At 67.7% G+C, this 21,646-nt stretch carries 19 protein-coding genes; 4 read left to right on the forward strand and 15 right to left on the reverse strand.

Features of this window, described 5'->3' with window-relative positions:
* Positions 1-2: 2 nt before the first annotated feature.
* The 3 genes from AC6I21_RS07920 to AC6I21_RS07930 all read right to left on the reverse strand — a co-directional run bounded on the left by AC6I21_RS07920 (position 3) and on the right by AC6I21_RS07930 (position 2,681).
* Positions 3-374 carry a DUF948 domain-containing protein gene (locus AC6I21_RS07920; protein ID WP_054821639.1) on the reverse strand — a complete coding sequence of 124 codons (372 nt, stop codon included), beginning with the start codon at positions 372-374 and terminating at the stop codon, positions 3-5.
* 133 nt (positions 375-507) lie between these two features.
* Positions 508-1,131: a 30S ribosomal protein S4 gene (rpsD, locus tag AC6I21_RS07925; RefSeq protein ID WP_138174096.1), complete on the reverse strand. Its 624-nt coding sequence runs from the start codon at positions 1,129-1,131 to the stop codon at positions 508-510.
* A 257-nt stretch (positions 1,132-1,388) separates the two neighbouring features.
* Complete coding sequence (locus tag AC6I21_RS07930) at positions 1,389-2,681, reverse strand: replication-associated recombination protein A (RefSeq protein WP_425545594.1); 1,293 nt, start codon at positions 2,679-2,681, stop codon at positions 1,389-1,391.
* 219 nt (positions 2,682-2,900) lie between these two features.
* On the opposite strand from AC6I21_RS07930, the gene dtd reads away from it, so the two are divergent.
* Together dtd and AC6I21_RS07940 are read left to right on the forward strand one after the other, a co-directional pair.
* Positions 2,901-3,338 carry a D-aminoacyl-tRNA deacylase gene (dtd, locus tag AC6I21_RS07935; protein WP_346922284.1) on the forward strand — a complete coding sequence of 146 codons (438 nt, stop codon included), beginning with the start codon at positions 2,901-2,903 and terminating at the stop codon, positions 3,336-3,338.
* Positions 3,339-3,579: 241 nt separating this feature from the next.
* Positions 3,580-5,394, forward strand: coding sequence for an HNH endonuclease signature motif containing protein (locus tag AC6I21_RS07940; RefSeq protein WP_497762127.1), 1,815 nt, complete (start codon positions 3,580-3,582; stop codon positions 5,392-5,394).
* 72 nt (positions 5,395-5,466) lie between these two features.
* Here the strand turns inward: AC6I21_RS07940 and AC6I21_RS07945 are convergent, their stop codons facing one another.
* The 4 genes from AC6I21_RS07945 to hisS all read right to left on the reverse strand — a co-directional run bounded on the left by AC6I21_RS07945 (position 5,467) and on the right by hisS (position 10,395).
* Complete coding sequence (locus tag AC6I21_RS07945; RefSeq protein ID WP_497762128.1) at positions 5,467-5,835, reverse strand: PadR family transcriptional regulator; 369 nt, start codon at positions 5,833-5,835, stop codon at positions 5,467-5,469.
* Positions 5,828-6,985 carry a hypothetical protein gene (locus tag AC6I21_RS07950; protein WP_497762129.1) on the reverse strand — a complete coding sequence of 386 codons (1,158 nt, stop codon included), beginning with the start codon at positions 6,983-6,985 and terminating at the stop codon, positions 5,828-5,830. The genes AC6I21_RS07945 and AC6I21_RS07950 overlap by 8 nt, the downstream gene beginning before the upstream one ends.
* 168 nt (positions 6,986-7,153) lie before the next feature.
* Positions 7,154-8,956 carry an aspartate--tRNA ligase gene (gene aspS, locus AC6I21_RS07955; RefSeq protein WP_497762130.1) on the reverse strand — a complete coding sequence of 601 codons (1,803 nt, stop codon included), beginning with the start codon at positions 8,954-8,956 and terminating at the stop codon, positions 7,154-7,156.
* A 110-nt stretch (positions 8,957-9,066) separates the two neighbouring features.
* The gene (gene hisS / locus AC6I21_RS07960; RefSeq protein ID WP_497762131.1) at positions 9,067-10,395 is read right to left on the reverse strand and encodes a histidine--tRNA ligase; all 1,329 of its coding nucleotides are present in this window, start codon (positions 10,393-10,395) and stop codon (positions 9,067-9,069) included.
* A 142-nt stretch (positions 10,396-10,537) separates the two neighbouring features.
* Here hisS and AC6I21_RS07965 point away from each other — a divergent pair, with 142 nt between their 5' ends.
* Together AC6I21_RS07965 and AC6I21_RS07970 are read left to right on the forward strand one after the other, a co-directional pair.
* Positions 10,538-11,980, forward strand: coding sequence for a DUF349 domain-containing protein (locus AC6I21_RS07965; protein ID WP_497762132.1), 1,443 nt, complete (start codon positions 10,538-10,540; stop codon positions 11,978-11,980).
* Between the two features lie 162 nt (positions 11,981-12,142).
* Positions 12,143-12,748 carry a hypothetical protein gene (locus tag AC6I21_RS07970; RefSeq protein ID WP_497762133.1) on the forward strand — a complete coding sequence of 202 codons (606 nt, stop codon included), beginning with the start codon at positions 12,143-12,145 and terminating at the stop codon, positions 12,746-12,748.
* A 40-nt stretch (positions 12,749-12,788) separates the two neighbouring features.
* On the opposite strand, the gene AC6I21_RS07975 is transcribed toward AC6I21_RS07970, so the two are convergent.
* The 8 genes from AC6I21_RS07975 to AC6I21_RS08010 form a co-directional block, all read right to left on the reverse strand.
* Positions 12,789-15,053, reverse strand: a complete 2,265-nt coding sequence (locus AC6I21_RS07975; protein ID WP_497762134.1) for a RelA/SpoT family protein — start codon at positions 15,051-15,053, stop codon at positions 12,789-12,791.
* Between the two features lie 227 nt (positions 15,054-15,280).
* Complete coding sequence (gene secF, locus AC6I21_RS07980) at positions 15,281-16,252, reverse strand: protein translocase subunit SecF (RefSeq protein WP_343830545.1); 972 nt, start codon at positions 16,250-16,252, stop codon at positions 15,281-15,283.
* A complete protein-coding gene (secD, locus tag AC6I21_RS07985) occupies positions 16,245-17,942 on the reverse strand; it encodes a protein translocase subunit SecD (RefSeq protein ID WP_421013656.1) in 1,698 nt (565 codons plus the stop codon). The genes secF and secD overlap by 8 nt, the downstream gene beginning before the upstream one ends.
* 58 nt (positions 17,943-18,000) lie before the next feature.
* A complete protein-coding gene (yajC, locus tag AC6I21_RS07990; RefSeq protein WP_175419361.1) occupies positions 18,001-18,381 on the reverse strand; it encodes a preprotein translocase subunit YajC in 381 nt (126 codons plus the stop codon).
* Between the two features lie 139 nt (positions 18,382-18,520).
* Positions 18,521-19,570: a Holliday junction branch migration DNA helicase RuvB gene (ruvB, locus tag AC6I21_RS07995; protein WP_497762135.1), complete on the reverse strand. Its 1,050-nt coding sequence runs from the start codon at positions 19,568-19,570 to the stop codon at positions 18,521-18,523.
* 21 nt (positions 19,571-19,591) lie between these two features.
* Complete coding sequence (gene ruvA / locus AC6I21_RS08000; RefSeq protein ID WP_138174128.1) at positions 19,592-20,212, reverse strand: Holliday junction branch migration protein RuvA; 621 nt, start codon at positions 20,210-20,212, stop codon at positions 19,592-19,594.
* Positions 20,213-20,273: 61 nt separating this feature from the next.
* Positions 20,274-20,870, reverse strand: a complete 597-nt coding sequence (gene ruvC, locus AC6I21_RS08005; RefSeq protein WP_138174130.1) for a crossover junction endodeoxyribonuclease RuvC — start codon at positions 20,868-20,870, stop codon at positions 20,274-20,276.
* Positions 20,871-20,884: 14 nt separating this feature from the next.
* On the reverse strand, positions 20,885-21,643 hold the full coding sequence (locus AC6I21_RS08010) for a YebC/PmpR family DNA-binding transcriptional regulator (RefSeq protein WP_138174132.1): 759 nt from the start codon (positions 21,641-21,643) through the stop codon (positions 20,885-20,887).
* Positions 21,644-21,646: the final 3 nt, after the last annotated feature.

The raw sequence follows: 21,646 nt of genomic DNA on the forward strand, positions 1-21,646 counted from the left end.
TCCTAACGGCTGCGGCGGCCGGTGCCGCGCGGCTTGGTGTTCATCGCCGCCTTCACCCCGGAGGTGAAGGCGGCGACCTTGATCAGCGGCTTGCCCAGGGTGGCGGCCGCCAGCGAGGACAGCGCCGAGGCGTTCGCGGTGGCGTCCGAAACGTTGGAGGTGATCGCGTCGACCTTCTTCAGCTGGTCGTTCGTGGTGGCCACGGTGTTGGCCACTTCCCCGATCAGCGGGGTGGTGCCGTCGGACAGGTCCTTGATCGAGTCGCGCAGCTCATCGAAAACCTTTCCCAACTTGATGATGGGGACCGCCAGCAACGCCACCAGGATGGCGAAGACGCCGGCGGCGATGAGACCTGCAATATCCGAACCCGACATGAGCTTCCTCTTCTGCTGTTGTTCTTCGGTGCCAGTCCACCTTATCGAACCGATTGGCCGAACAGGTAGTTAAGGACCGATGGCCCGCAACCGTGGACGGTTGCGGGCCATCGGCGCACACGTGGCGGGTGGCCTAGCGTGCGTAGTACTCGACCACGAGGTTCTCTTCGCAGGTCACCGGGATCTCCGAGCGCTCGGGCAGGCGCACGTAGGTGGCCTGCAGCGACTCCAGCTTCACGTCCAGGTAGCCCGGAACGGCCGGCAGCACCTGTGCGTGCTCGCCAGCGGCGGCCATCTGGAACGGAACCATCTTCTCGCTCTTCTCGTGAACGTGGATCACCTGACCCGGCTTCACCTTGAACGAGGGGCGGTCCACACGCTGGCCGTTGACCATGATGTGGCGGTGCACGACCAGCTGGCGGGCCTGCTGGATGGTGCGGGCGAAGCCGGCACGCAGCACCAGGGCGTCCAGGCGGGACTCGAGCAGGGCCAGCAGGTTGCCGCCGGTCTCCCCGCCAAGGCGCTTGGCTTCCTTGAAGGCGTTGAGCATCTGGACTTCGCGGATGCCGTACTGGGCGCGCAGACGCTGCTTCTCGCGCAGACGCACTGCGTAGTCGCTGTCCTGCTTCTTGCGGGCACGACCATGCTGACCGGGGCCGTACGGACGGCGCTCCATGTACTTCTCAGCCTTCGGGGTCAGTGCAATGCCAAGTGCGCGCGACAGGCGCACGGTACGGCGGGCACGGGCGTTAGCCATAAATGTGTCCTCTTCTGTTTAGCGACGGATGGTAACTGGCCTCCAGGGTGGAGAGTGGTGGGGCGTCGCGTCCCGGTGAGCACTGCAACCACGCCCGAGGGCGCGGCTTGCCAGCCAAGGATCAACTTTACACCCTTCACCCCGGCCCGCGGGCATCGCGGCGGATCGGGCCGGCGGGGTGTAAGCAAGCTCGCATCCGAGCGTGGTCGGGACGCGGTTGGACTGTGGATGCGGGGTTCGGTGGGCTCCGGGCCGGTTCAGCGCTTGCCGCGGATGATCGCCCGCAGCCGGGCCAGCCGGTCGGCGATCGGCTTCTCCGCGCCGTTGGCGGTGGGCGTGTAGTAGTTCACCCCGGCCAGGTCATCGGGGGCGTACTGCTGGGTGGCGATCGAATGCGGGGCGTCGTGGGAGTAGATGTAACCCACCCCGTGCCCCAGCGCCTTGGCCCCCGGGTAGTGGGCGTCGCGCAGGTGGTCGGGCACCTTCGCGCCCTTGCCGGCCTGCACGTCGGCCAGCGCCTGGTTGATGGCCAGGTAGGAGGCGTTGGACTTCGGTGCGGTGGCCAGGTGCACGGTCGCCTGCCCGAGCATGATCCGCGCCTCGGGCATCCCGGTCAGCTGCACCGACTGGGCGGCGGCCACCGCCAGCGGCAGCGCGGTGGGATCGGCCATCCCGATGTCCTCGCTGGCGCTGATCATCAGCCGCCGGGCGATGAAGCGCGGGTCCTCCCCCGCATGCAGCATCCGGGCCAGGTAGTGCAGCGCCGCGTCCACGTCCGAGCCGCGGATCGACTTGATGAACGCGCTGATGATGTCGTAGTGCTGGTCCCCGTCCCGGTCGTAGCGGGCCACCGCCTGGTCCATGGCCAGGTGCACGTGCCCCTCCTCGATCACCACCGGCGGCTGCGGGTTCGGCCCGGCCGCGTTCCAGGCCACCGCTGCGGCCGCCTCCAGCACGGTCAGCGCGCGGCGGGCATCGCCCTGGGCCAGGCGCACGATCGTCTCCCGCTGCTCATCGGGCAGCGCCACCTCATCGTTGAACCCGCGCTCATCGGCCACCGCGCGGGTGAGCAGGGCGGTGATGTCCCCTTCCTCCAGCGGACGCAGGGTCAGCAGCAGCGAGCGCGAAAGCAGCGGGGAAATCACCGAGAACGACGGGTTTTCGGTGGTCGCGGCCACCAGCACCACCTGGCGGTTCTCCACCCCGGGCAGCAGCGCATCCTGCTGGGCCTTGTTGAAGCGGTGGATCTCATCGAGGAACAGGACCGTGGTCATCCCGCGCAGGTCCCGGTCGTCCTTGGCCTGCTCCATCACCCGGCGCACATCCTTCACCCCGGCGGTGATCGCCGAAAGCTCCACGAACTTGCGGTCCGTGGCCCGGGCGATCACGTGCGCGATGGTGGTCTTGCCGATCCCCGGCGGGCCGTAGAGGATCACGCTGGCCGGACCGGAGGGCCCGGTGGACGGCGACTCGGCCAGCTGGCGCAGCGGGGAGCCGGGACCGAGCAGGTGCTGCTGGCCGACCAGCTCATCCAGGGTGCGCGGGCGCATCCGCACCGCCAGTGGGGGCCGCGGGCGTTTGACCGGTTCATCGTTCAGCCCATCGAGCAAATCGTTCACCACTCCACCCTACCGATACTCTGGTACGGGCAGCCACCGGGGCCCACCCGCCCCGGCCGCCGCGGATCACCCGCGCGGCCTGCCCGCAGCTCAGCCGCGGAATCAGCGGTGGAACCAGCCGCCAGAAGCAATACCAAGCGAAGGGACAGTATGCGCGCCGTTGTGCAGGTAGCCAGCCAGGCCAAGGTCGAGGTGGAGGGGACGGTGGTCGGTGAACTGGGCGCCCCGGGACTGGTGGTGCTGCTGGGCATCACCCACGAGGACGACCAGGCCACCGCGCGCAAGGTCGCCGAGAAAATCTACCGGCTGCGCATCCTGGAGGGGGAAACCAGCGCCGAATCCCAGAACGCGCCACTGCTGGTGATCAGCCAGTTCACGCTCTACGGCTCGGTGCGCAAGGGCCGGCGCCCATCCTGGACGCAGGCCGCCGGCGGGGCGCACAGCGAACCGCTGTACAACTACTTCGTCTCCTACCTGCGCGAGCTGGGCGCAGAGGTCGCCACCGGGCGCTTCGGGGCGATGATGGAGGTTTCGCTGACCAACTCCGGTCCGGTGACCCTGCTGGTGGATTCTGCCGACCTGCCCTAACCTCCGGCTCCCGGCACTGCCCGGGCCATGTCCAGGCCTTGTCCGTGCAGCGCTGCACGGGCCGTGCGGGGCCAGGCCTGCTCGACCGACTCCAGAGGTCGGGCTCGTGTGGGCGGGTACCCAGGAACGGACTCATTGGACGGGCACTCGTGGGTGGGTAGGCGGGGGACCCCACAAATAGTTATCCACAATTTTCAGGCCGCCACCCCACAGCGTGCCCGCAGCGGGCACGCTGGGAGGCATGAACACGCAATCACTGGCCACGGCGCTTGCCACGCTGCGCCGCGCCTCCACCGAGCTGGGTAGCCGGCTCTCGGCAGGCATGATCCTGGAACTGGGTCGCCTGTGCCTTGCGCTGTTCACCGCCCTGGGCCGTCTGGTGCACTGCCACCACGATCCGCGCCTGGTGCTGGCCCACGCCAAGCTCGTTGAACAGTTCGCCTGGCTGATCCACGGCGAGCAGCTGGAAGTGGCGCTGGACGCCGAACTGGCCGGCGCGCACTCGCTGACTTTGCAGGAGTACGATGCCCTGGCCGCGGGCACCACCAACTTCCAGTCCCCGGCCCAACGGGTGCGCGGGCGCACCTGCTACAAGGACACCGCGAACCTGCTGGCCGCGTGGCTGAACATCGACTATCACGAGGCGGCCGGACGCATCGCCGACGCCCACCGGCTGGTGGGGCGGCGGACCATGGAGGGCACCCGCTGCAATCCGCGCTTCGAACGGCTGGCCGGGGTGTACCGCGACCCATCGATCGACCGGCGGCAGGTGGCGCAGGCAGCCCGCGCCCTGGACAGGCTTGAGGCCCCCGATGAAATCTTCAACGGGGTGGATACCACACTGACCGCCACCGCCCAGGACGGGCTGCTGCTCGAGGAGCATGCGGCCGCGATCCTGCGCGCTGAGGAGCAGCGCACCGCGAAGAAGAAGCTCGGCGCCCTGGTCGCCGAGTACCGGGAAGCCAACGGGGAGAACATCCCACCGGAGCTGGGCCTGTTTGTGCGGCCCACCCGCCACGGGGTGCAGGAGTTTGTGATCCGCGCCGTGGGAGCGGACGCCGAACGCATTCGCTCGCTGATCGCGCAGGCCGATAACTGGCGCACCCAGGCCGGAACCGCGGCCCGTATCGCCGCCGACGGCGCCGCCGCGCAGGCCAGCGGCACCGGTTCGGCCAAGGACCGGGGCATGACGGGGAAGGAACTGGATTCCGGCAACCAGCCGGAACCATCGGCCCCCGGTGGCCCCAGCGAGGCGAAAGGCAGTGCAGCATCCCCGGCGGCCACACCAGCCAATGGGTCAACCGGAGCGGACGGGGCACCGGATCCTGCTCCCCTGGTCCCGGATCCGGACTGGCTGCGCACCGACCAGCCACCGCCGCAGTGGGCCGTTGACCCCGACGCCGGTCCCCCAGCTGCAAGCGATCCGACTCAAGCTCCCCCGGCGCCGGCAGCAGCCCAAACACCAGAATCGGACTTCACGGCGCCGGAGGTCAGCGCCGCACGCCGCCGACTGAACGCCCTGGTGGCCCTGCTGTCGCAAAACATGGACGGAACCGGCAAGACCAAGACCGTCACCCCCGAAGTGGTGGTGCATCTGGACTATGACAGCCTGCTGAATCTGGCTCAAGCCAAGGGCGTCACCGCCCACGGCCAGCGGATCGGGGCCACGGAACTGCGGCTCCTGTTGTGCCAGGCACGGCTGATCCCGATGATGTTCAACTCCCTGGGGCAGGTGCTGGACGTTGGCAGATCCCAAAGGCTGTACAACACGGTGCAGCGCAAGATCATCATCGCCAGGGACGGGGGCTGCATTGTGCCCGGATGCACGGTGCCCCCGGAACTGGTGGAAGCCCACCACTACGAGGATGGGGGCTGGGCCGGAGGCTGTCCGACCAGTGTGGACAAGGGCGCCGGCGCCTGCAAGGGACACCACGCCGATGTGCATGCCGGATTGTTCAAGATCATCCGGTACAAGGGACTGCCCCATGTGCTGTATCCCAAGCACATAGATCCGTTGCAGATTCCGCGGCGCAACACCTATTGGAAGGCCGCCTAAGCCGGCGTTCAGCGTCCCCTCGGGCCGGTCACCAAGCCCCGCGCATCAGGCATCTATGGATCGGCCAGCCGCTCAGCCTGGCTGCCCCTGTTGCTGCGCACGGTGTGTCTCTGGTACCTGCACCACGACGATGCGGGTCAGGCGGTCGAAGGCCAGCAGGTAGTGCGCCAGCGCTTCGCGTCCCCGGTCGGTCAGCTCGTAGACCTTGCGGCCGGGCCCACCGCTGCCTTCCTCCCAGGAAGCCGCAACCTCCCCGCGCTCCTCGAGCTTGGCCAACGCCGGATACAGGGTGGCTCCCTTGACCGGATCCAGGCCACGCTGCTGCAGCGCCTTGCCCAGCGCGTAGCCGTGGCGTCGGCCCTGCTGCAGCTCGCTCAGCAGCAGCAGGGGCAGGACAGCGCGTTGCCAGGAGCCCGGCAGCTGGGGGCGCACCTCAGTCATCGTGCCCGCCCAGTGCTCGTTCCTGGGCGGCGGCGTCCTGGCGTCGCCGCCTCGCAATGCTGGCAATGGCCTGCTGGCGGCGGTGCGGCATCAGGTCGCGCAGCATCAGGATCAACAGCATCAGCCAGGCGGCGCTCATGACCCAGGTGCCAAAGCCGGGCCCCTCATCGAGCCACGTGGTGAGGATGATCCAGCCGTAGAACACCAGCGTCACGATCAGTGCCAGGCTGCGCAGCCGCAGCTGCCGGACGATCGAGGGCCGGCACGTGGCTGCCAGGATCGTGGCGTAGCCGGCGACCGGCCCAAATTCCCGCCGCGCTCCGCCCTCGGCACGCGTGCTCAGTGGCGGCTCGTCCTTACCCTCGGCATCCTGCTGCTGTTGCAGGTGGGCGCGCAGCTGCGCCACTTCGGCGCGTGCCTGGGCGCGGGTGAAGAGGTAGCGTCCGCGCAGGATTCGCTCCAGGGCGGTGAACCACTGCTCGTCGCCGAGCACCGGATCGTCCTGTGCCACCGGTTCGCGCCGCGGCAGCACGGCGGTGAGCACGATCATTCCGGCCGCCCCGAGGCCCACTACCAGGTTCGCCACGGGAAGGACCCGCTCGGTGTCCAGCGCCGAGACCAGCCAGCCAAAGGCCACCAGGGCGATCGCCGCACCGGTCCAGCAGGCGGCGGCGGTGCGCAGCCTGCCCATCCGGAAACTGATCCACCCCCACAAGCCGAGCGCCGCACACCACGGGACAACCAGGAAGCACAAGCCCTGCCACAGCTGCCAACTGTGGTTCAGCCATCCGTCGCGGAACCCCAGGAACACCGCGGCCAGCACGAACAGCCCGAAGCACAGGTAGGAGATGATCCGCAGCAGCTGGCTCCCCCGGAAGATCGGCAGGTCGCGTTCCAGGCGCTGGGTCTGATCCAGCAGGCTCGCAGCCCGCTGCTGCCCGAACCGGTTCGGTTCCCCCAGCAGCACCGCTGGGTCCTCACCGCTGTCGCGCACGGCCTGCAGCTGGCGCTCCAGCTCCGCGGCGGCCTGCGTGTCATCCAACCCGCCCCACACCAGCCGGAAGTGGAACTGGCCGACCCAGTCGCGGTAGCCCGCGGGCCATTGCTCCAGCACCACATCGCTGGCGGTGCGTCGAATCTTGCGGGCCACGGGCATCCTCCCTCAGTAGGTCAAGTTCCAACCTAGTTGATAATTCGGAGTATGGCCAGCCCTCCACCGGAAGCCGGCGGGCAGGTGCGGGGACAGGAAAACCCGGGGCGGGTGCCGGTTCCCTGCTGGAACCGGCACCCGCCCCGGGTCATTGTCTGGCGCGCGGTGCTACTTCGTGGCGTCGGGCTCCTCGGACTTCTTCTTCTCCGGCTTGGCCTCCGGCTTGAAGTCAATACCGGCTTCCTTGCGCTGCTGCGCGGTGATCGGGGCCGGGGCGGCGGTCAGCGGGTCGAAGCCGCCACCGGTCTTCGGGAAGGCGATGACGTCGCGGATCGACTCCGAACCGGTCAGCAGCTGCAGCACGCGGTCCCAGCCGAAGGCGATGCCGCCGTGCGGCGGGGCGCCGTACTTGAAGCCCTCCAGCAGGAAGCCGAACTGGGTCTGCGCCTGCTCCTGGGAAACGCCCATGACCTTGAAGACGCGTTCCTGCACCTCGCGGTCGTGGATACGGATCGAACCGCCGCCGATCTCGTTGCCGTTGCAGACGATGTCGTAGGCGTAGGACAGGGCCGAACCCGGGTCGGTGTCGAAGGTGTCCATGAACTCGGGCTTCGGGCTGGTGAAGGCGTGGTGCACCGCAGTCCAGGCACCGGCGCCCACGGCCACATCCCCGGAGGCCACGGCGGCGGAGGCCGGCTCGAACATCGGCGCGTCCACGACCCACACGAACGCCCAGTCCCCGTCCTTGATCAGGCCGGTGCGGTGACCGATTTCCACGCGCACCGCGCCGAGCAGGGCGCGCGCTTCGGCCTTGTCCCCGGCGGAGAAGAAGATGCAGTCCCCGGCCTTCGCGCCGGTGGCCTCGGCCAGGCCCGCCTTCTCCTCATCGGACAGGTTCTTGGCCACCGGGCCGGCCAGCTCCCCGTCTTCCTTGATCAGCACGTAGGCCAGGCCCTTGGCGCCGCGCTGCTTGGCGAATTCCTGCCAGGCATCCAGGGTGCGGCGCGGCTGGGAGGCCCCGCCGGGCATGACCACGGCGCCGACGTAGTCCGCCTGGAACACCTTGAAGCTGGTGTTGGCGAAGTACTCGGTCATCTCGCTCAGCTCCAGGCCGAAACGCAGGTCCGGCTTGTCGCTGCCGTACTTGGCCATCGCCTCGGCGTAGGACATGCGGCGGATCGGGGTCGGGATCTGCACGTCGATCAGCGCCCACAGTTCCTTGACCAGCGCCTCACCCAGCGCGATGATGTCGTCTTCCTCGACGAACGAGGCCTCGATGTCCAGCTGGGTGAACTCCGGCTGGCGGTCCGCGCGGAAGTCCTCATCGCGGTAGCAGCGGGCGATCTGGTAGTACTTCTCAAAGCCGCCGACCTGCAGCAGCTGCTTGAACAGCTGCGGGGACTGCGGCAGGGCGTACCAGCTGCCCGGGGACAGGCGGGCCGGGACCACGAAGTCGCGGGCGCCTTCCGGGGTGGAGCGGGTCAGCGTCGGGGTTTCGATCTCCACATAGCCCTGGTCGTGCAGCAGGTTGCGGGCGATCCGGTTCGCTTCCGAACGCAGGCGCAGCGCCTTGGCCGGGCCCGGGCGGCGCAGGTCAAGGTAGCGGTGGCGCAGACGCGCCTCCTCGCCGACCTCGACGTGCTCGTCGATCTGGAACGGCAGCGGCGCGGAGGTGTTCAGCACCTCAACCTCATCGGCCAGGACTTCGATCTCACCGGTCGGGATGGCCGGGTTCTCATTGCCCTCGGGGCGGCGTTCGACCTTACCGGTCACCTTCAGCACGAACTCATTGCGCAGCGGGTGGAAGTCCTCCTCGTCGCGCACCACGACCTGGGCGATGCCCGAGGCGTCGCGCAGATCCAGGAACGCGACACCGCCGTGATCGCGACGACGTGCGACCCAGCCGGTGAGGGTGACCTGCTGTCCAATGTGCTCGGCGCTTAGTTCGCCCAGCTGATGAGTGCGTAGCACTACGGTCCTTTCAGTCGAAAAAGGGGAAATCCTGTGAGGCAGGGTGGCAGGCGGGGATAGTGCCGCCAGCCACCCGTGGGGTTTTCTACGTGTGAGTTTAGTGCACGGCGCTAGCTGACAACATTTGTCAGGTCCTCGGCCGGCGGGGTCCAGGTGGCCGGGTCGGCGCTGAGCTGCTCGCCGGAGCGGATGTCCTTCACCTCGTGGGTGCCATCGGCGTGGGTGAACCACACGAAGGGAATCCCGCGGCGATCAGCGTACTTGATCTGCTTGCCGAACTTTTCGGCGCTGGCCGCCACCTCGCAGGCGATCCCGCGCTCACGCAGCGCCGCGGCCACGTCCTGGGCCTGGTGCCACGCCTCATCGTTGGCCAAGGTCACATAAACCACCGACGGCACCGAGCGGGCCGCAGTGACCAGCTCCTCGGCCAGGATGCGCGAAACCAGGCGGGTCACCCCGATGGACAGGCCCACCCCCGGGTAGGTCTTCTTGCCCTTGGAGGCCAGCGACTCGTAGCGTCCGCCGGAGCAGATCGAGCCCAGGGACTCGTGGCCCACCAGCACGGTCTCGTACACGGTGCCGGTGTAGTAATCCAGGCCGCGGGCGATGGACAGGTCGGCGACGACGTTGCCCGGGGCGCGCTTGGAGGCGGCGGCAATCACCTGGGAGAGCTCGTCCAGCCCGGTTTCCAGCAGTTCGTGCTCCACACCCAGGGCGCGCACCTGCTCAACGAAGGAGGTGTCCGAGGTGCAGATCCCGGCCAGGTCCAGGGCGGCCTGCGCCTGGGCCGCGGTGGTGCCCACCTCGGTGGTCAGGATTTCGGCGACCTTCTCGGCCCCGATCTTCTCCAGCTTGTCGATTGCCCGCAGCACCGCGTCCGGATCCTCCAGGCCCAGGCCGCGGTAGAAGCCCTCGGCCAGCTTGCGGTTGTTCACCCGCAGCCGGAAGTCCCCGATCGGCAGTGCGGAGAGGGCATCGGCGATCGTCAGCGCCAGCTCCACGTCGTAGCTGAACGGCAGCGACCCGTCGCCGACCACGTCGATGTCCGCCTGGGTGAACTCGCGGAAGCGTCCGTCCTGCGGGCGTTCCCCGCGCCAGACCTTCTGCATCTGGTAGCGGCGGAACGGGAAGGCCAGGTGCCCGGCGTTCTCCACCACGTAGCGGGCGAAGGGCACGGTCAAGTCGAAGTGCAGGGCCAGCGCGTTGGGGTCGTTCTTCTCCTCCTCCGGGTCCGCGGCCAGGCGGGAGAGGCCGTAGACCTCCTTGTCGATCTCGCCCTTGCGCAGCAGCTGCGCCCGGGTTTCGACCGCACGGGTCTCGATGTTCGCAAAACCGTGCAGTTCGAAGACCCGGCGCAGGGTGTCCAGCACATGCTGTTCAACCACGCGTTCGGCGGGAAGCCATTCGGGAAAACCGGACAATGAGGCCTTGCGTGCCATGAAACTCCTTAGTTCGTTTGCGGCCAAGTCCTATTTTAGGCCGCAATAGAACAGAATACTGCGCGTATCCGCTTACAAAGAAAGCGGGGCCACGGGTAGAGTTACTAGAAGCAAGTGCTCAGTTAGTGAAAGAGTTTCAGCGGTGACCACCAGTCAGAAATCCGACGACAACCAGATAACCCCGACCCCGCAGGCCGTGGCACCCGCCGCGAAGCCTGTCGGTGCGCCCGCGGCCAAGCCTGTCGGCGCACCCGCGGCCAAGCCTGTCGGCGCACCCGCGGCCAAGCCCGCCGTAGCCCCGGCGGCCCCGGCCCCGGCCGACCACTCCACTCCCCTGGATGAGGCGCGCAAGTTTGCCCGCGTCACCGAGGACGGCCACGTGTTCGTCATCATCGACGGCACCGAACATCCGGTGGGCCAGTACCCGGATGCCACCGAGGATGAGGCGCTGGCCTACTTCGTGCGCAAGTACGACGACGTGGTCTCGCAGATGATGCTGCTCGAGCAGCGGGTCGCGGCCAAGGCGCCCAGCGGCGACATGGCCAAGACCATCGACTCCATCGCCGCCCTGGTCTCCGAACGCGCCATGGTCGGCGACATCGCCGCCCTGGAGACCCGCATGGAAACCCTGCGCACCGCCGTGGAGTCCCTGGGCAAGGAGCAGCGCCGCGCCACCGAGCAGGCCCGGGCCGAGCAGCAGAAGATCCGTGAGGGCATCGTCGTGCAGGCCGAGGAGCTGGCGGGGAAGAACCCGGAGCAGATCCAGTGGAAGACCGCCTCGCAGACCATGAACGGCCTGTTCGACGCCTGGAAGGAAGCCCAGCGCTCCTCCGTGCGCCTGCCGCGCTCCACCGAGGACGCGCTGTGGAAGCGCTTCCGTGCCGCCCGCACCACCTTTGACCGCCACCGCCGCGCCTACTTCTCGCAGCTTGATGCGCAGAACGCCGAGGCGAAGAAGGTCAAGGAAGCGCTGATCGAGCGCGCCGAGGCGCTGCAGAATTCCACCGACTGGGCCGGCACCGCCGCCGAGTACCGCAAGCTGATGGACGAGTGGAAGAAGTCGCGCCGGGCCTCGCGCAAGGACGATGACGCACTGTGGGGCCGCTTCCGCGCCGCGCAGGACGTGTTCTTCCAGGCCCGTGCCGAGCAGAACGCGAAGGTCGACGCCAGTTTCCGGGAGAACCTGGTGGTCAAGGAGGCGCTGCTGGAGGAAGCCCGCGCGCTGCTGCCGATCAAGGACCTGAACGCCGCGAAGAAGTCCCTGGAATCCATCCGCGACCGCTGGGAAGCCGCCGGCAAGGTGCCGCGCGGGGACCTGCAACGGGTGGAGGCGGCGCTGCGCCACGTGGAGGACGCGGTGCGCAATGCCGAGGACGAGCAGTGGCGCCGTTCCAACCCGGAAACCAAGGCCCGTTCCAACTCGATGCTCTCCCAGCTGCAGGACACCATCGCCCAGCTGGAGGAGGACCTGGAGCAGGCCAAGAAGAAGGGCAACGAGAAGAAGATCGCCGCGGCCCAGGAGGCGCTGGACGCCCGCCGCATGTGGCTGAACACCCTGGAGAAGTCGGCCGCCGACTTCCAGTAGGCCGCCAACCGCCTTGAACCGCCCACCGCAGGCAGCACCTGCGGTGGGCGGTTCGCGTTTACTCCCCTGGTTCTTTCCGCCGCATTGCGCTGGCTTGCACTCGTAATCCACAGCCGGGCACTTCACCTGCCACAGCGGCGGGCAATCTGTTTCAGTAGCAGCATGGAAAAAACTACTAGGCAGCGCCCCGCGGCGCTGCGCATCCCCGAAGACCTGTTCGTTATCGGCCAGCCCTTTACCCGCAACGAGCTGGGGGCGATGGTCTCACGCGGCTACCTGCGCGAAACCCTGCCCGGGCACTACCTGGATGTCAGCCACCGCTACGACGCGAGCGTTCGGGCGCAGATCGCCCACTTTGTCGCCGGGCGGCGGCTGCGGCCCGGGGAGGTGTTCTGCCGCTCCGCGGCCGGGTGGATCCATGGCCTGGTTCCCTCCCCGTCCAGCATGGGCATCAGCAGCCCGGTCTACCGCCGGCCCGTGCCCTCCAGTTTCGGGTTGCCCTATGAGTTCATGCAACTGCAGCTGGAGCCCGATGAGGTGCTGGTGCGCGGCCCGGTCCCGGTGACCAGCCTGCTGCGCACCGTGTGCGACATGGCCTGCCACGACCCGCTGCCGATCGTGGTCGATGCGCTGGATCGCATCCAGCGCCTGCAGGACCCGTACCTGCACCTTCAGGCGGTGCTGCAGCGCCTGAACCGGATGCCGGGCAGTTCCCCGGTGCAGCGCGGGCTGCGCCTGGTGGAGTCGATGCAGCCCCAGGCCGCCTGAGGACTGGGGTGTGGGCTGCGGCGGACCGTAGCGGGGCCCCTTAGCGCCGGGAGCTGGCGGTGGTGCGGTACACGTCGTACACCCCGTCGATGCGCCGCACCTGGTTCAGCACGTGGGTGAGGAACTTCGGGTCGCCCATTTCGAAGGAGAAGCGGGAGATCGCCACCCGCTCCCGCGTGGTCTGCACGCTGGCCGAGAGGATGCTCAGGTGGTTTTCGGCCAGGATCCGGGTGACGTCGGAAAGCAGCGACTTGCGGTCCAGCGCCTCCACGATGATCTCCACCCGGAACACCCCCGAATGCTTATCCGCCCAGGACACCGCCACGATCCGGTCGGTCTGCTCCTTCAGCTGCGCCAGGTTCAGGCAGTCGGCGCGGTGCACGGAGATCCCCGAGCCGCGGGTGACGAACCCGGTGATCTCATCCGGCGGCACCGGTGAGCAGCAGCGGGCCAGCTTGACCAGCACATCGCCCAGCCCCTCGACCACCACGCCGGCATCGTTCCCGGTGGTGGGTTTGGAGACCACGGGGGCGACCGGGGCCTCCTCCTCCACCTGCTCGGACTCCGGCGGGCCGATCAGCGCGGTGAGGTGCTCGATGACGTTCTGGGCGCTGGTGTGCCCGTCACCCACCGACTGGTAGAGCGCCGAGATGTCCTGGTGGTGCAGCCCGGTGGCCACCGCGGTGAGCAGCTCGTGGGTCATCATCTTCTGCAGCGGCAGCTGGTTGCGCCGCAGCTCCTTGGTCAGCAGCTCCTTGCCCTTTTCGATGGCCTCCTCACGCCGTTCCTTGGAGAAGAACTGGCGGATCTTGGCCTTGGCGCGGGCGGACTGCACGAAGTTCTGCCAGTCCTGGGAGGGTCCGGCCCCCTCGGCCTTGGAGGTGAACACCTCCACCACGTCACCCTGCTTCAGCTCGGTGTGCAGCGGCACGAGTTTGCCGTTGACCCGGGAGCCGATGGTGCGGTGCCCGACGTCGGTGTGCACCGAGTAGGCGAAGTCCACCGGGGTGGAGCCGGCCGGCAGCGACATGATGTCGCCCTTGGGGGTGAAGACGTAGACCTCGTTGGAGGAGATCGAATAGCGCAGCCCGTCCAGGAACTCCTCGGAGTCCTCGGTGTCGGCCTGCCATTCCATGAGCGAACGCAGCCAGTCCATGTTCTGCTCGGGTGAGAGCGCGGAGTTGTCGGCGTTGCCGTGCTTGTACTGGAAGTGGGCGGCCACACCGTATTCGGCGCGCACGTGCATCTGGTGGGTGCGGATCTGGATCTCCACCGGCTTGCCGTCCGGGCCCATCACCGTGGTGTGCAGCGACTGGTAGAGGTTCAGCTTGGGCATCGCGATGTAGTCCTTGAAGCGGCCCGGCAGCGGGTTCCACTCGGTGTGCACCACGCCCAGCGCCCCATAGCAGTCCTTGACCGAGTCCACCAGGATGCGCACGCCCATCAGGTCGTGGATGTCATCGAAGTCCTTGCCGCGCACGATCATCTTCTGGTAGATCGAGTAGTAGTGCTTCGGACGGCCCGAGACCTCGGCCTGGATGCCCTGGGTGGTCAGCTCGTTGGCCAGCATGGCGCGCACGTTGCCCAGGTACTTCTCCCGCTCCGGGGTGCGGTCCCCCACCATCCGCACGATCTCCTGGTACACCTTGGGGTGCAGCGCGGCGAAGGAGAGGTCCTCCAGCTCCCACTTCACGGTGTTCATGCCCAGCCGGTGGGCCAGCGGGGCGAAGATCTCCAGGGTTTCCTTCGCCTTGCGCGAGCTGGACTCCGGGGAGACGTAGCGCCAGGTGCGCGCGTTGTGCAGCCGGTCCGCCAGCTTGATCAGCAGCACCCGGATGTCGCGGGACATGGCGATGACCATCTTGCGCACCGTCTCGGCCGGGGCGGCCTCCCCATAGGTGACCTTGTCCAGCTTGGTGACCCCGTCGACCAGCATCGCGATTTCCTCGGAGAAGTCCTTGGTGACCTGCTCCAGGGAGTAGTCGGTGTCCTCCACCGTGTCGTGCAGCAGCGCCGCGGCCAGGATCGCCCCGGTCATGCCCATTTCGGCCAGGATGGTGGCCACCGCCACCGGGTGGGTGATGTACGGGTCCCCGCTCTTGCGCTTCTGGCCCTCGTGGTATTTCTCGGCGACCTGGTAGGCGCGCACCAGCAGGTCCAGGTCCGCCTTGGGGTGCTTGGACTTGACCGTGCGCAGCAGCGGTTCCAGGGTCGGTGAGGTGTTCGCGGTGGTGCCCCGGCCCGGGAAGCGCACCAGACGTGAGATGGAACGTCGCCTTGAATTGTTGAGGTTAGCTGATGCCATGCCCAACTCCTTCCCGTCCGGTAGCGGCCCTGCCCGGGAAGCGTCCGGCCGGCAGGTGGTTAACCGCGAGTGCGCCAGTGCGAGGTCTTGCACCGGCGTGACACGTTGTGCTTAATCCATTGTTTATAGCACGTTCGCGCGGTGACAACTAATTATGCTCCCCTTGCCTGGAAACGCGAAACGCCGTCGATTCACGCGAATCGACGGCGTTTCTTACGGGTGCGGGGTTAGCGGGAGGCCAGCACCCGTTCGCGCTGGGCGATGACTTCGGGCTCGTTGCGCCGCAGCCAGGAGTACATCGGGGCCTGCACGAACAGCGTGGACAGCGCCGAGACGATCAGGCCGATGAACAGCGCCAGCGACAGGTCCTTGAGCGTACCGGCACCCAGCAGGTAGGAGCCGATGAACAGGATCGCCGCGACCGGCAGCACCGCCACCACCGAGGTGTTGATCGAACGCACCAGGGTCTGGTTCACCGCCAGGTTCACCAGCTCGTTGAAGGTGCGCTGGTCCTCCTTGGCGAAGTTCAGCGTGTTTTCCCTAACCTTGTCGAAGACCACCACCGTGTCATAGAGGCAGTAGCTCATGATGGTCAGGAAGCCGATGATCGCGCTCGGGGTAATCTCAAAACCGGAGAGCCCGTAGATCCCGGCGGTCACCACGATCACGGTCATCAGCCCGATCACCGCGGCGATCGACATCTTCCAGGTGCGGAAGTACGCGGCCATCAGCAGCGTCACCAGCACCACGAACGCGACCAGCCCGAACAGGGCCTGGCGTGAGACGTCCTGGCCCCAGGTGGGGCCGATGAACGTGCTGGTCACGTGGTCCGCGTTCACCCCGTAGGCCTCGGCCAGCTGCCCGCCGATGGCCAGGGTCTGGTCATCGCTGAGCCGGTCGGTCTGCACCCGGATGGTGCCCGGGGCGATGTTGGTGACCGTCGCCTCCTGGCCCGGGACGGCGGCGGAGACCGCGTCCTCCCCGAGCTTCACGTCGGTGTTCTGCACCGCCGAGACGGTGAACTCCGAACCACCGCGGAAATCGATGCCCAAGTTGAACCCGCCCTTGACCACGGGCACCAGGATGGAGAGCACCATCAGCACGGCGGCGATGGAGAACCACAGCTTGCGCTTGGCCACGAACGGGTAGGAGCGCTTGCCGGTGTAGAGTTCGTTGCCCCATTGAGCGAGCTTATTCATTGTTCTCCTCCCGGTTCGCTTCGGCGGCCCGGCGTTCGGCGATCGTCATCCTGCGGGTGGCCTCGGCGGCGGCCTTGGTGTTCTTCTTGCCGCGCGCCGTGGTGACGTTCTCGTTGAACCGGCGGACCTGCCCGGCCCCGCGGTACAGCGGCACCGCGCCCAGCAGCGACGGGTCCAGCCCGGACCAGCGGTGGCCCTCGGCGAAGAACTTGGTGCGCGAGAGCACCACCAGCAGCGGGTGGGTCAGCCCGTAGACGATGATCAGGTCGATCACCGCGGTCAGGCCCAGGGTGAACGCGAAGCCGCGCACGTTGCCCACCGCCACGATGTACAGCACCACCGCGGCCAGCAGGTTCACGGCCTTGGAGACCAGGATGGTGCGCCGGGCCCGCCCCCAGCCCACGTCGATGGCCCCGGCCAGCGGACGGCCCTCGCGCAGCTCATCGCGCACGCGTTCGAAGTAGACGATGAACGAGTCGGCGATCAAGCCGATCGCCACGATCAGGCCGGCGACGCCGGCCAGCGAGAGCCGGTAGTTCATCGTCCAGCCCAGCAGCAGCAGCGCCAGGTAGGTCAGCACACCGGAGGCCAGCAGCGACAGGATGGTGACCAGGCCCAGGGCGCGGTACTGGAAGAGCGAGTAGATGAACACCAGCACCAGGCCGATGACGCCGGCGATCAACCCGCCGCGCAGCTGATCGGCGCCCAGGGTGGCGGAGATCTGCTGCTCTGACTGGATCTCGAAGCTGATTGGCAGTGCGCCGTATTTTAGCTGCTCAGCCAGCGCCTGGGCGGACTCCTCGGTGAAGCCGCCGGTGATCTGCGGGCGCCCGTCGCTGATGACGGCGTTGGTGGTCGGCGCGGAGATCACGGTGCCATCCAGCACGATCGCGAACTGGTTGCGCGAACCCTGCAGCGAGACCAGACGCTGGGTGGTGTCCGAGAAGGTCTTGGTGCCTTCGCTGTTGAACTCGATGACCACGGCCCAGTCGCCGGTCACCGCGCCCTGTGCGCCGCGGGTCATCTGCGCGTAGGCGTCGGAGATGTCCTGGCCGGGGATTTCCACCGGGCCCAGAATGTACTTCGCGCCCATCCGGGGGTCGCACGAAATCATCGGCTCATCCGGGTCGTGGGTAGTCGATTCGCGCTTGTCCAGCTCGCTGGGGCAGTCGTAGGCCTCGAAGTCCTTGTAGAGCTGCGGGCTGATCCAGTTGGTGTCCGAGGCGTTCTCCGGCTTGCCCTCGGGCTTGGGGATCTCCGCCTCCGGGGTGCGTTCTTCCTTCGGGGTGGCCTCGAAGGCGCCGGTGATCAGCACCGGGCGGAACTCCATGTTGGCCGAGGCCTGGATCAGTTCGCGGGTCTTGGTGTCCGGCACGCCGGGCATCGAGACGACCACGTTGCTGCCGGACTGGGTGGTGATCTCCGCTTCGGAGACGCCGCTGCCGTCCACGCGCTGGCGGATGATCTCCACCGCCTGCTCCAGCTGGTCCTGGTCGATGCTTTCATCGCCCTGGACCCGCGGGGCCAGGATCATCTGGGTGCCGCCTTCCAGGTCCAGTGCGAGTTTGGGGGCGAAGCTGGTCTTGCCGGTGGCGACGCCGGCGACAAGGATGCCGGTGGCGATGATCGTCAACGCCAGCAGCCAGATCAACGCCCGGTGCGCCTGTTTTACAGGTCCAATTGATGACATCTAGAGTGCTTTCTCATCGAGGAGACTTCGGTGAGCCCACAAAACGGGGCCAAGGGGATTAGGCGTTGCGCTCGTCCTTGCCCTCGTCGTCCAGGCGACGCAGGGTCTCTTCCGCGGTCTCGGTGCCGGCGGCCGGGGCCTCGGTCTGCACCTCGGGCTCGATGAACTGGGCGATGGCCTGGCGGTGCACGGTCAGCACGGTGCCCGGGGCGACCTCCAGCTCAACCCGGTCCTGCTCGTCGATGCGCACCACGGTGCCGAAGATCCCGGAGTTGGTCATCACCTTGGCGCCGGGAACGGTCTTCTCCTTCAGCGTCTCCTGCTGCTTGCTGACCTTTTTGCGTCCACGGATCATCATGATGATCAGCACGGCGAACAGTCCGACCATCAGGATCATCGAAGGGTTGAAACCGCCCGCGGCGGCCTGTGCAAACGTCACGGAGTACACGAATATACCTGCTAACAAATCGACAAAAAGAGCGTGTGGCCCGGCATCCCGCGGTTTCGCGGTCATGGCACGGGCCACTTCAGTCTAGTCGCTGAAGCCAGCGGGGTAACACATTTACGCCTGCAGAGGACTAATCCTCATCGGATTCATAGTTTTGCGCCCCGGCGAACAGGGCGTCCTTCGGCACGGCCAGGCCCAGGTGCTCCCAGGCTTCGGGCATTGCGATGCGTCCGCGCGGGGTGCGTCCCATCAGTCCCTCACGCACCAGGTAGGGTTCTGCCACGGTTTCCACCGTTTCGGTTTCCTCCCCCACCGCGATCGCCAGGGTGGACAGGCCCACCGGTCCCCCGCCGAACTTCTGGCACAGGGCCTGCAGCACGGAGCGGTCCAGCCGGTCCAGGCCCTTGACGTCGACCTCGTACATGTCCAGTGCCGCGGCCGCGGCCCGCTGGTCGATCTGCTCCAGGCGGTTGACCAGCGCCCAGTCCCGCACCCGGCGCAGCAGCCGGTTGGCGATGCGCGGGGTGCCGCGCGAGCGGGAGGCGATTTCGGTGAACGCGGTGGAGGTGACGGCCAAATCCAGCATCATCGCCGAGCGGCGCAGCACCAGTTCCAGTTCGTCGACCGTGTAGAACTCCAGGTGCCCGGTGAACCCGAACCGATCACGCAGCGGCCCGGGCAGCAGCCCGGCGCGGGTGGTGGCCCCGACCAGGGTGAACGGCGGCAGCTCCAGCGGAATGGAGGTGGCCCCGGCCCCCTTGCCCACGATGATGTCCACGCGGAAGTCCTCCATGGCCATGTACAGCATTTCCTCGGCCGGGCGGGACATGCGGTGGATCTCGTCCAGGAACAGCACCTCCCCCTCTGTCAGCGAGGAGAGGATCGCGGCCAGATCCCCGGCGTGCTGGATGGCCGGGCCGGAGGAGATGCGCAGCGGGGCGTTCATTTCCGAGGCGATGATCATCGACAAGGTGGTCTTGCCCAGCCCCGGGGGGCCGGAGAGCAGCACGTGGTCGGCGGTGCGTTCGCGGATGCGGGCGGCCTCCAGCACCATGGACAGCTGCTGGCGCACCCGCGACTGGCCGACGAAGTCGTCGAAGTTGCGCGGGCGCAGTGCCGCCTCCAGGGTGCGTTCCTCGGCACCGCTGGAGGCGTCGGTGAGTTTGGTGGAATCGTTCACGCCATGTTCCTAGCTGTATTCCTATCGAGCGCGGGCGCCGGTGGACATGCTGCGCAGGGCCGCGCGCAGGATTTCGGGCACGTTGCCGGTTTCCACGATTTCCGGGGAGGCCTTAGCCAGCTTGCCCAGGGTGTTCTTGGCGTCCTTCTCGGTCCAGCCCAGACCGGTGAGCGCCTCGATGACCTGCGGTTCCCACACCCCGGCGGTGCCCGGTGCGGCGCCGTTGGCCGCGGCCGCGCCGGTGGGCACCAGTTTCCCGTTCAGCTCCAGCACGATCCGGCTGGCACCCTTGGGGCCGATGCCCGAGACCTTGGTGAACGCGGCGGTGTCCTTCGTGTTGGCCGCCACGCGCACCTGCTCGGGGCTGTGCACGGCCAGGATCGCCAATCCGGTGCGCGGGCCGATCCCGGACACGGAGGTGAGCACCTCGAAGACCTCGCGCTCCTCGGCCGAGGCGAAGCCGTAGAGGGTCATCGAGTCCTCACGGACCACCAGGGAGGTGTAGACGGTGGCCTGGCTGCCGACCTGCAGGCCCGAGAGCGTTTGGGGGGTGGCGTTGATGAGCATCCCGAACCCGTTGACGTTGATGACCGCGTTGTTCAGGGCCACGGCCTCAACCCGGCCGGACAGTGAGCTGATCATGCCACTCCTTTGCATACCTTGTCGACATCCCCAGCATATCGAAGATATGTACGAATATCGATTAGCGTCCGGTGCCGCGGCGCTTGGCCGAGGCCTCCGCGGCGATCCAGGCCTGCTGGGCGGTGGTCAGCTGGGTGGAGCCGACCCGCCCGGCGGAGGCCGAGGCGTTGGAGCCGACCGCCGCGCCGCGCCAGGCGTGGGCGATGGCCAGGGCCACCGCGTCCGCCGCGTCGGCGGGCTTGGGCGGGGAATCCAGCCGGCAGATCTTCGCGACCATCTTGCCCACCGAGTTCTTGTTCGCCTGCCCGCTGCCGGTGACCGCGGCCTTGACCTCGGTCGGGGTGTGCATCGCCACCGGGATCCCGCGCCGGGCGGCAGCGGTGATCACCACCCCGGAGGCCTGGGCGGTGCCGATCACGGTGGTCACGCTGACCGCGGAGAACACCCGCTCGATGGCCAGCACGTCCGGGCGGTGCTGTTCCAGCCAGGCGTCGATCGCCTCGGCGATCGTCAGCAGCCGGCGGTCCAGCGGGGTGCCCGGCGGGGTGCCGGCGACCGACACGTCCACCAAGGTGACCTTGCGGTTGGGTTCGACGTCGACCACGGCCAGCCCGCAACGGGTCAGGCCGGGGTCGATGCCGACTACGCGGAGCGTCAAGTGACTGCCGGCCCCTACTCGTCCTCGGCCAGGGCGGCCTGGACCTCGTCGGACAGGTCCGCGTTGGTGTACACGTTCTGCACGTCGTCCAGTTCCTCTAGGGCGTCGAACAGGCGCACGAACTTCTTCGCGGCCTCCACGTCCAGCTCCACCTTCATGGAGGGCAGGAACTCAACCTCGTCGGACTCGTACTCGATCTCGGCCTCGTCCAGGGCGGTGGCCACCGCACGCAGGTCCGCAGCCTCGGAGATCACCTCAAAGTTGCCGTCGGCCTCCTGCACCTCTTCGGCGCCGGCGTCCAGCACGGCCATCAGCACGTCGTCCTCGCTCAGCTCCCCGACCGGCAGGCGCACCACGCCCTTGCGGGAGAACAGGTAGTTCACGCTGCCCGGGTCGGCGATGGTCCCGCCGTTGCGGGTGATCGCCACGCGCACCTCGGAGGCGGCGCGGTTCTTGTTGTCGGTCAGGCATTCGACCAGCAGCGCCGAACCCTGCGGGCCGCGCGCTTCGTAGATGATCTCGGTGTAGTCGATGACCTCACCGGTCAGCCCGGCACCACGCTTGATGGCGCGGTCGATGTTGTCATTGGGCACGGAGTTCTTCTTGGCCTTGGAGACGGCCAGTTCCAGCGCCGGGTTGCCGGCGGGGTCGGGGCCACCAGTGCGGGCTGCAACTTCGATGCCCTTGATGTACTTGGCGAAGGCCTTGGCGCGCTTGGCGTCAATCGCGGCCTTCTTGTGCTTGGTGGTTGCCCATTTGGAGTGGCCTGCCATGGT

This window comes from Glutamicibacter sp. St.4D3, from assembly GCF_059728615.1.

Coding starts and splice junctions, on each gene's coding strand:
- dtd (WP_346922284.1), top strand. CDS start 2,901: ATGCGCGCCGTTGTGCAGGTAGCCAGCCAGGCCAAGGTCGAGGTGGAG.
- secF (WP_343830545.1), bottom strand. CDS start 16,252: ATGAATAAGCTCGCTCAATGGGGCAACGAACTCTACACCGGCAAGCGC.
- hisS (WP_497762131.1), bottom strand. CDS start 10,395: ATGGCACGCAAGGCCTCATTGTCCGGTTTTCCCGAATGGCTTCCCGCC.
- rpsD (WP_138174096.1), bottom strand. CDS start 1,131: ATGGCTAACGCCCGTGCCCGCCGTACCGTGCGCCTGTCGCGCGCACTT.
- AC6I21_RS08010 (WP_138174132.1), bottom strand. CDS start 21,643: ATGGCAGGCCACTCCAAATGGGCAACCACCAAGCACAAGAAGGCCGCG.
- AC6I21_RS07940 (WP_497762127.1), top strand. CDS start 3,580: ATGAACACGCAATCACTGGCCACGGCGCTTGCCACGCTGCGCCGCGCC.
- AC6I21_RS07920 (WP_054821639.1), bottom strand. CDS start 374: ATGTCGGGTTCGGATATTGCAGGTCTCATCGCCGCCGGCGTCTTCGCC.
- AC6I21_RS07975 (WP_497762134.1), bottom strand. CDS start 15,053: ATGGCATCAGCTAACCTCAACAATTCAAGGCGACGTTCCATCTCACGT.
- AC6I21_RS07930 (WP_425545594.1), bottom strand. CDS start 2,681: ATGCGCCCGCGCACCCTGGATGAGCTGGTCGGCCAGCAGCACCTGCTC.
- AC6I21_RS07945 (WP_497762128.1), bottom strand. CDS start 5,835: ATGACTGAGGTGCGCCCCCAGCTGCCGGGCTCCTGGCAACGCGCTGTC.
- secD (WP_421013656.1), bottom strand. CDS start 17,942: ATGTCATCAATTGGACCTGTAAAACAGGCGCACCGGGCGTTGATCTGG.
- ruvA (WP_138174128.1), bottom strand. CDS start 20,212: ATGATCAGCTCACTGTCCGGCCGGGTTGAGGCCGTGGCCCTGAACAAC.
- AC6I21_RS07970 (WP_497762133.1), top strand. CDS start 12,143: ATGGAAAAAACTACTAGGCAGCGCCCCGCGGCGCTGCGCATCCCCGAA.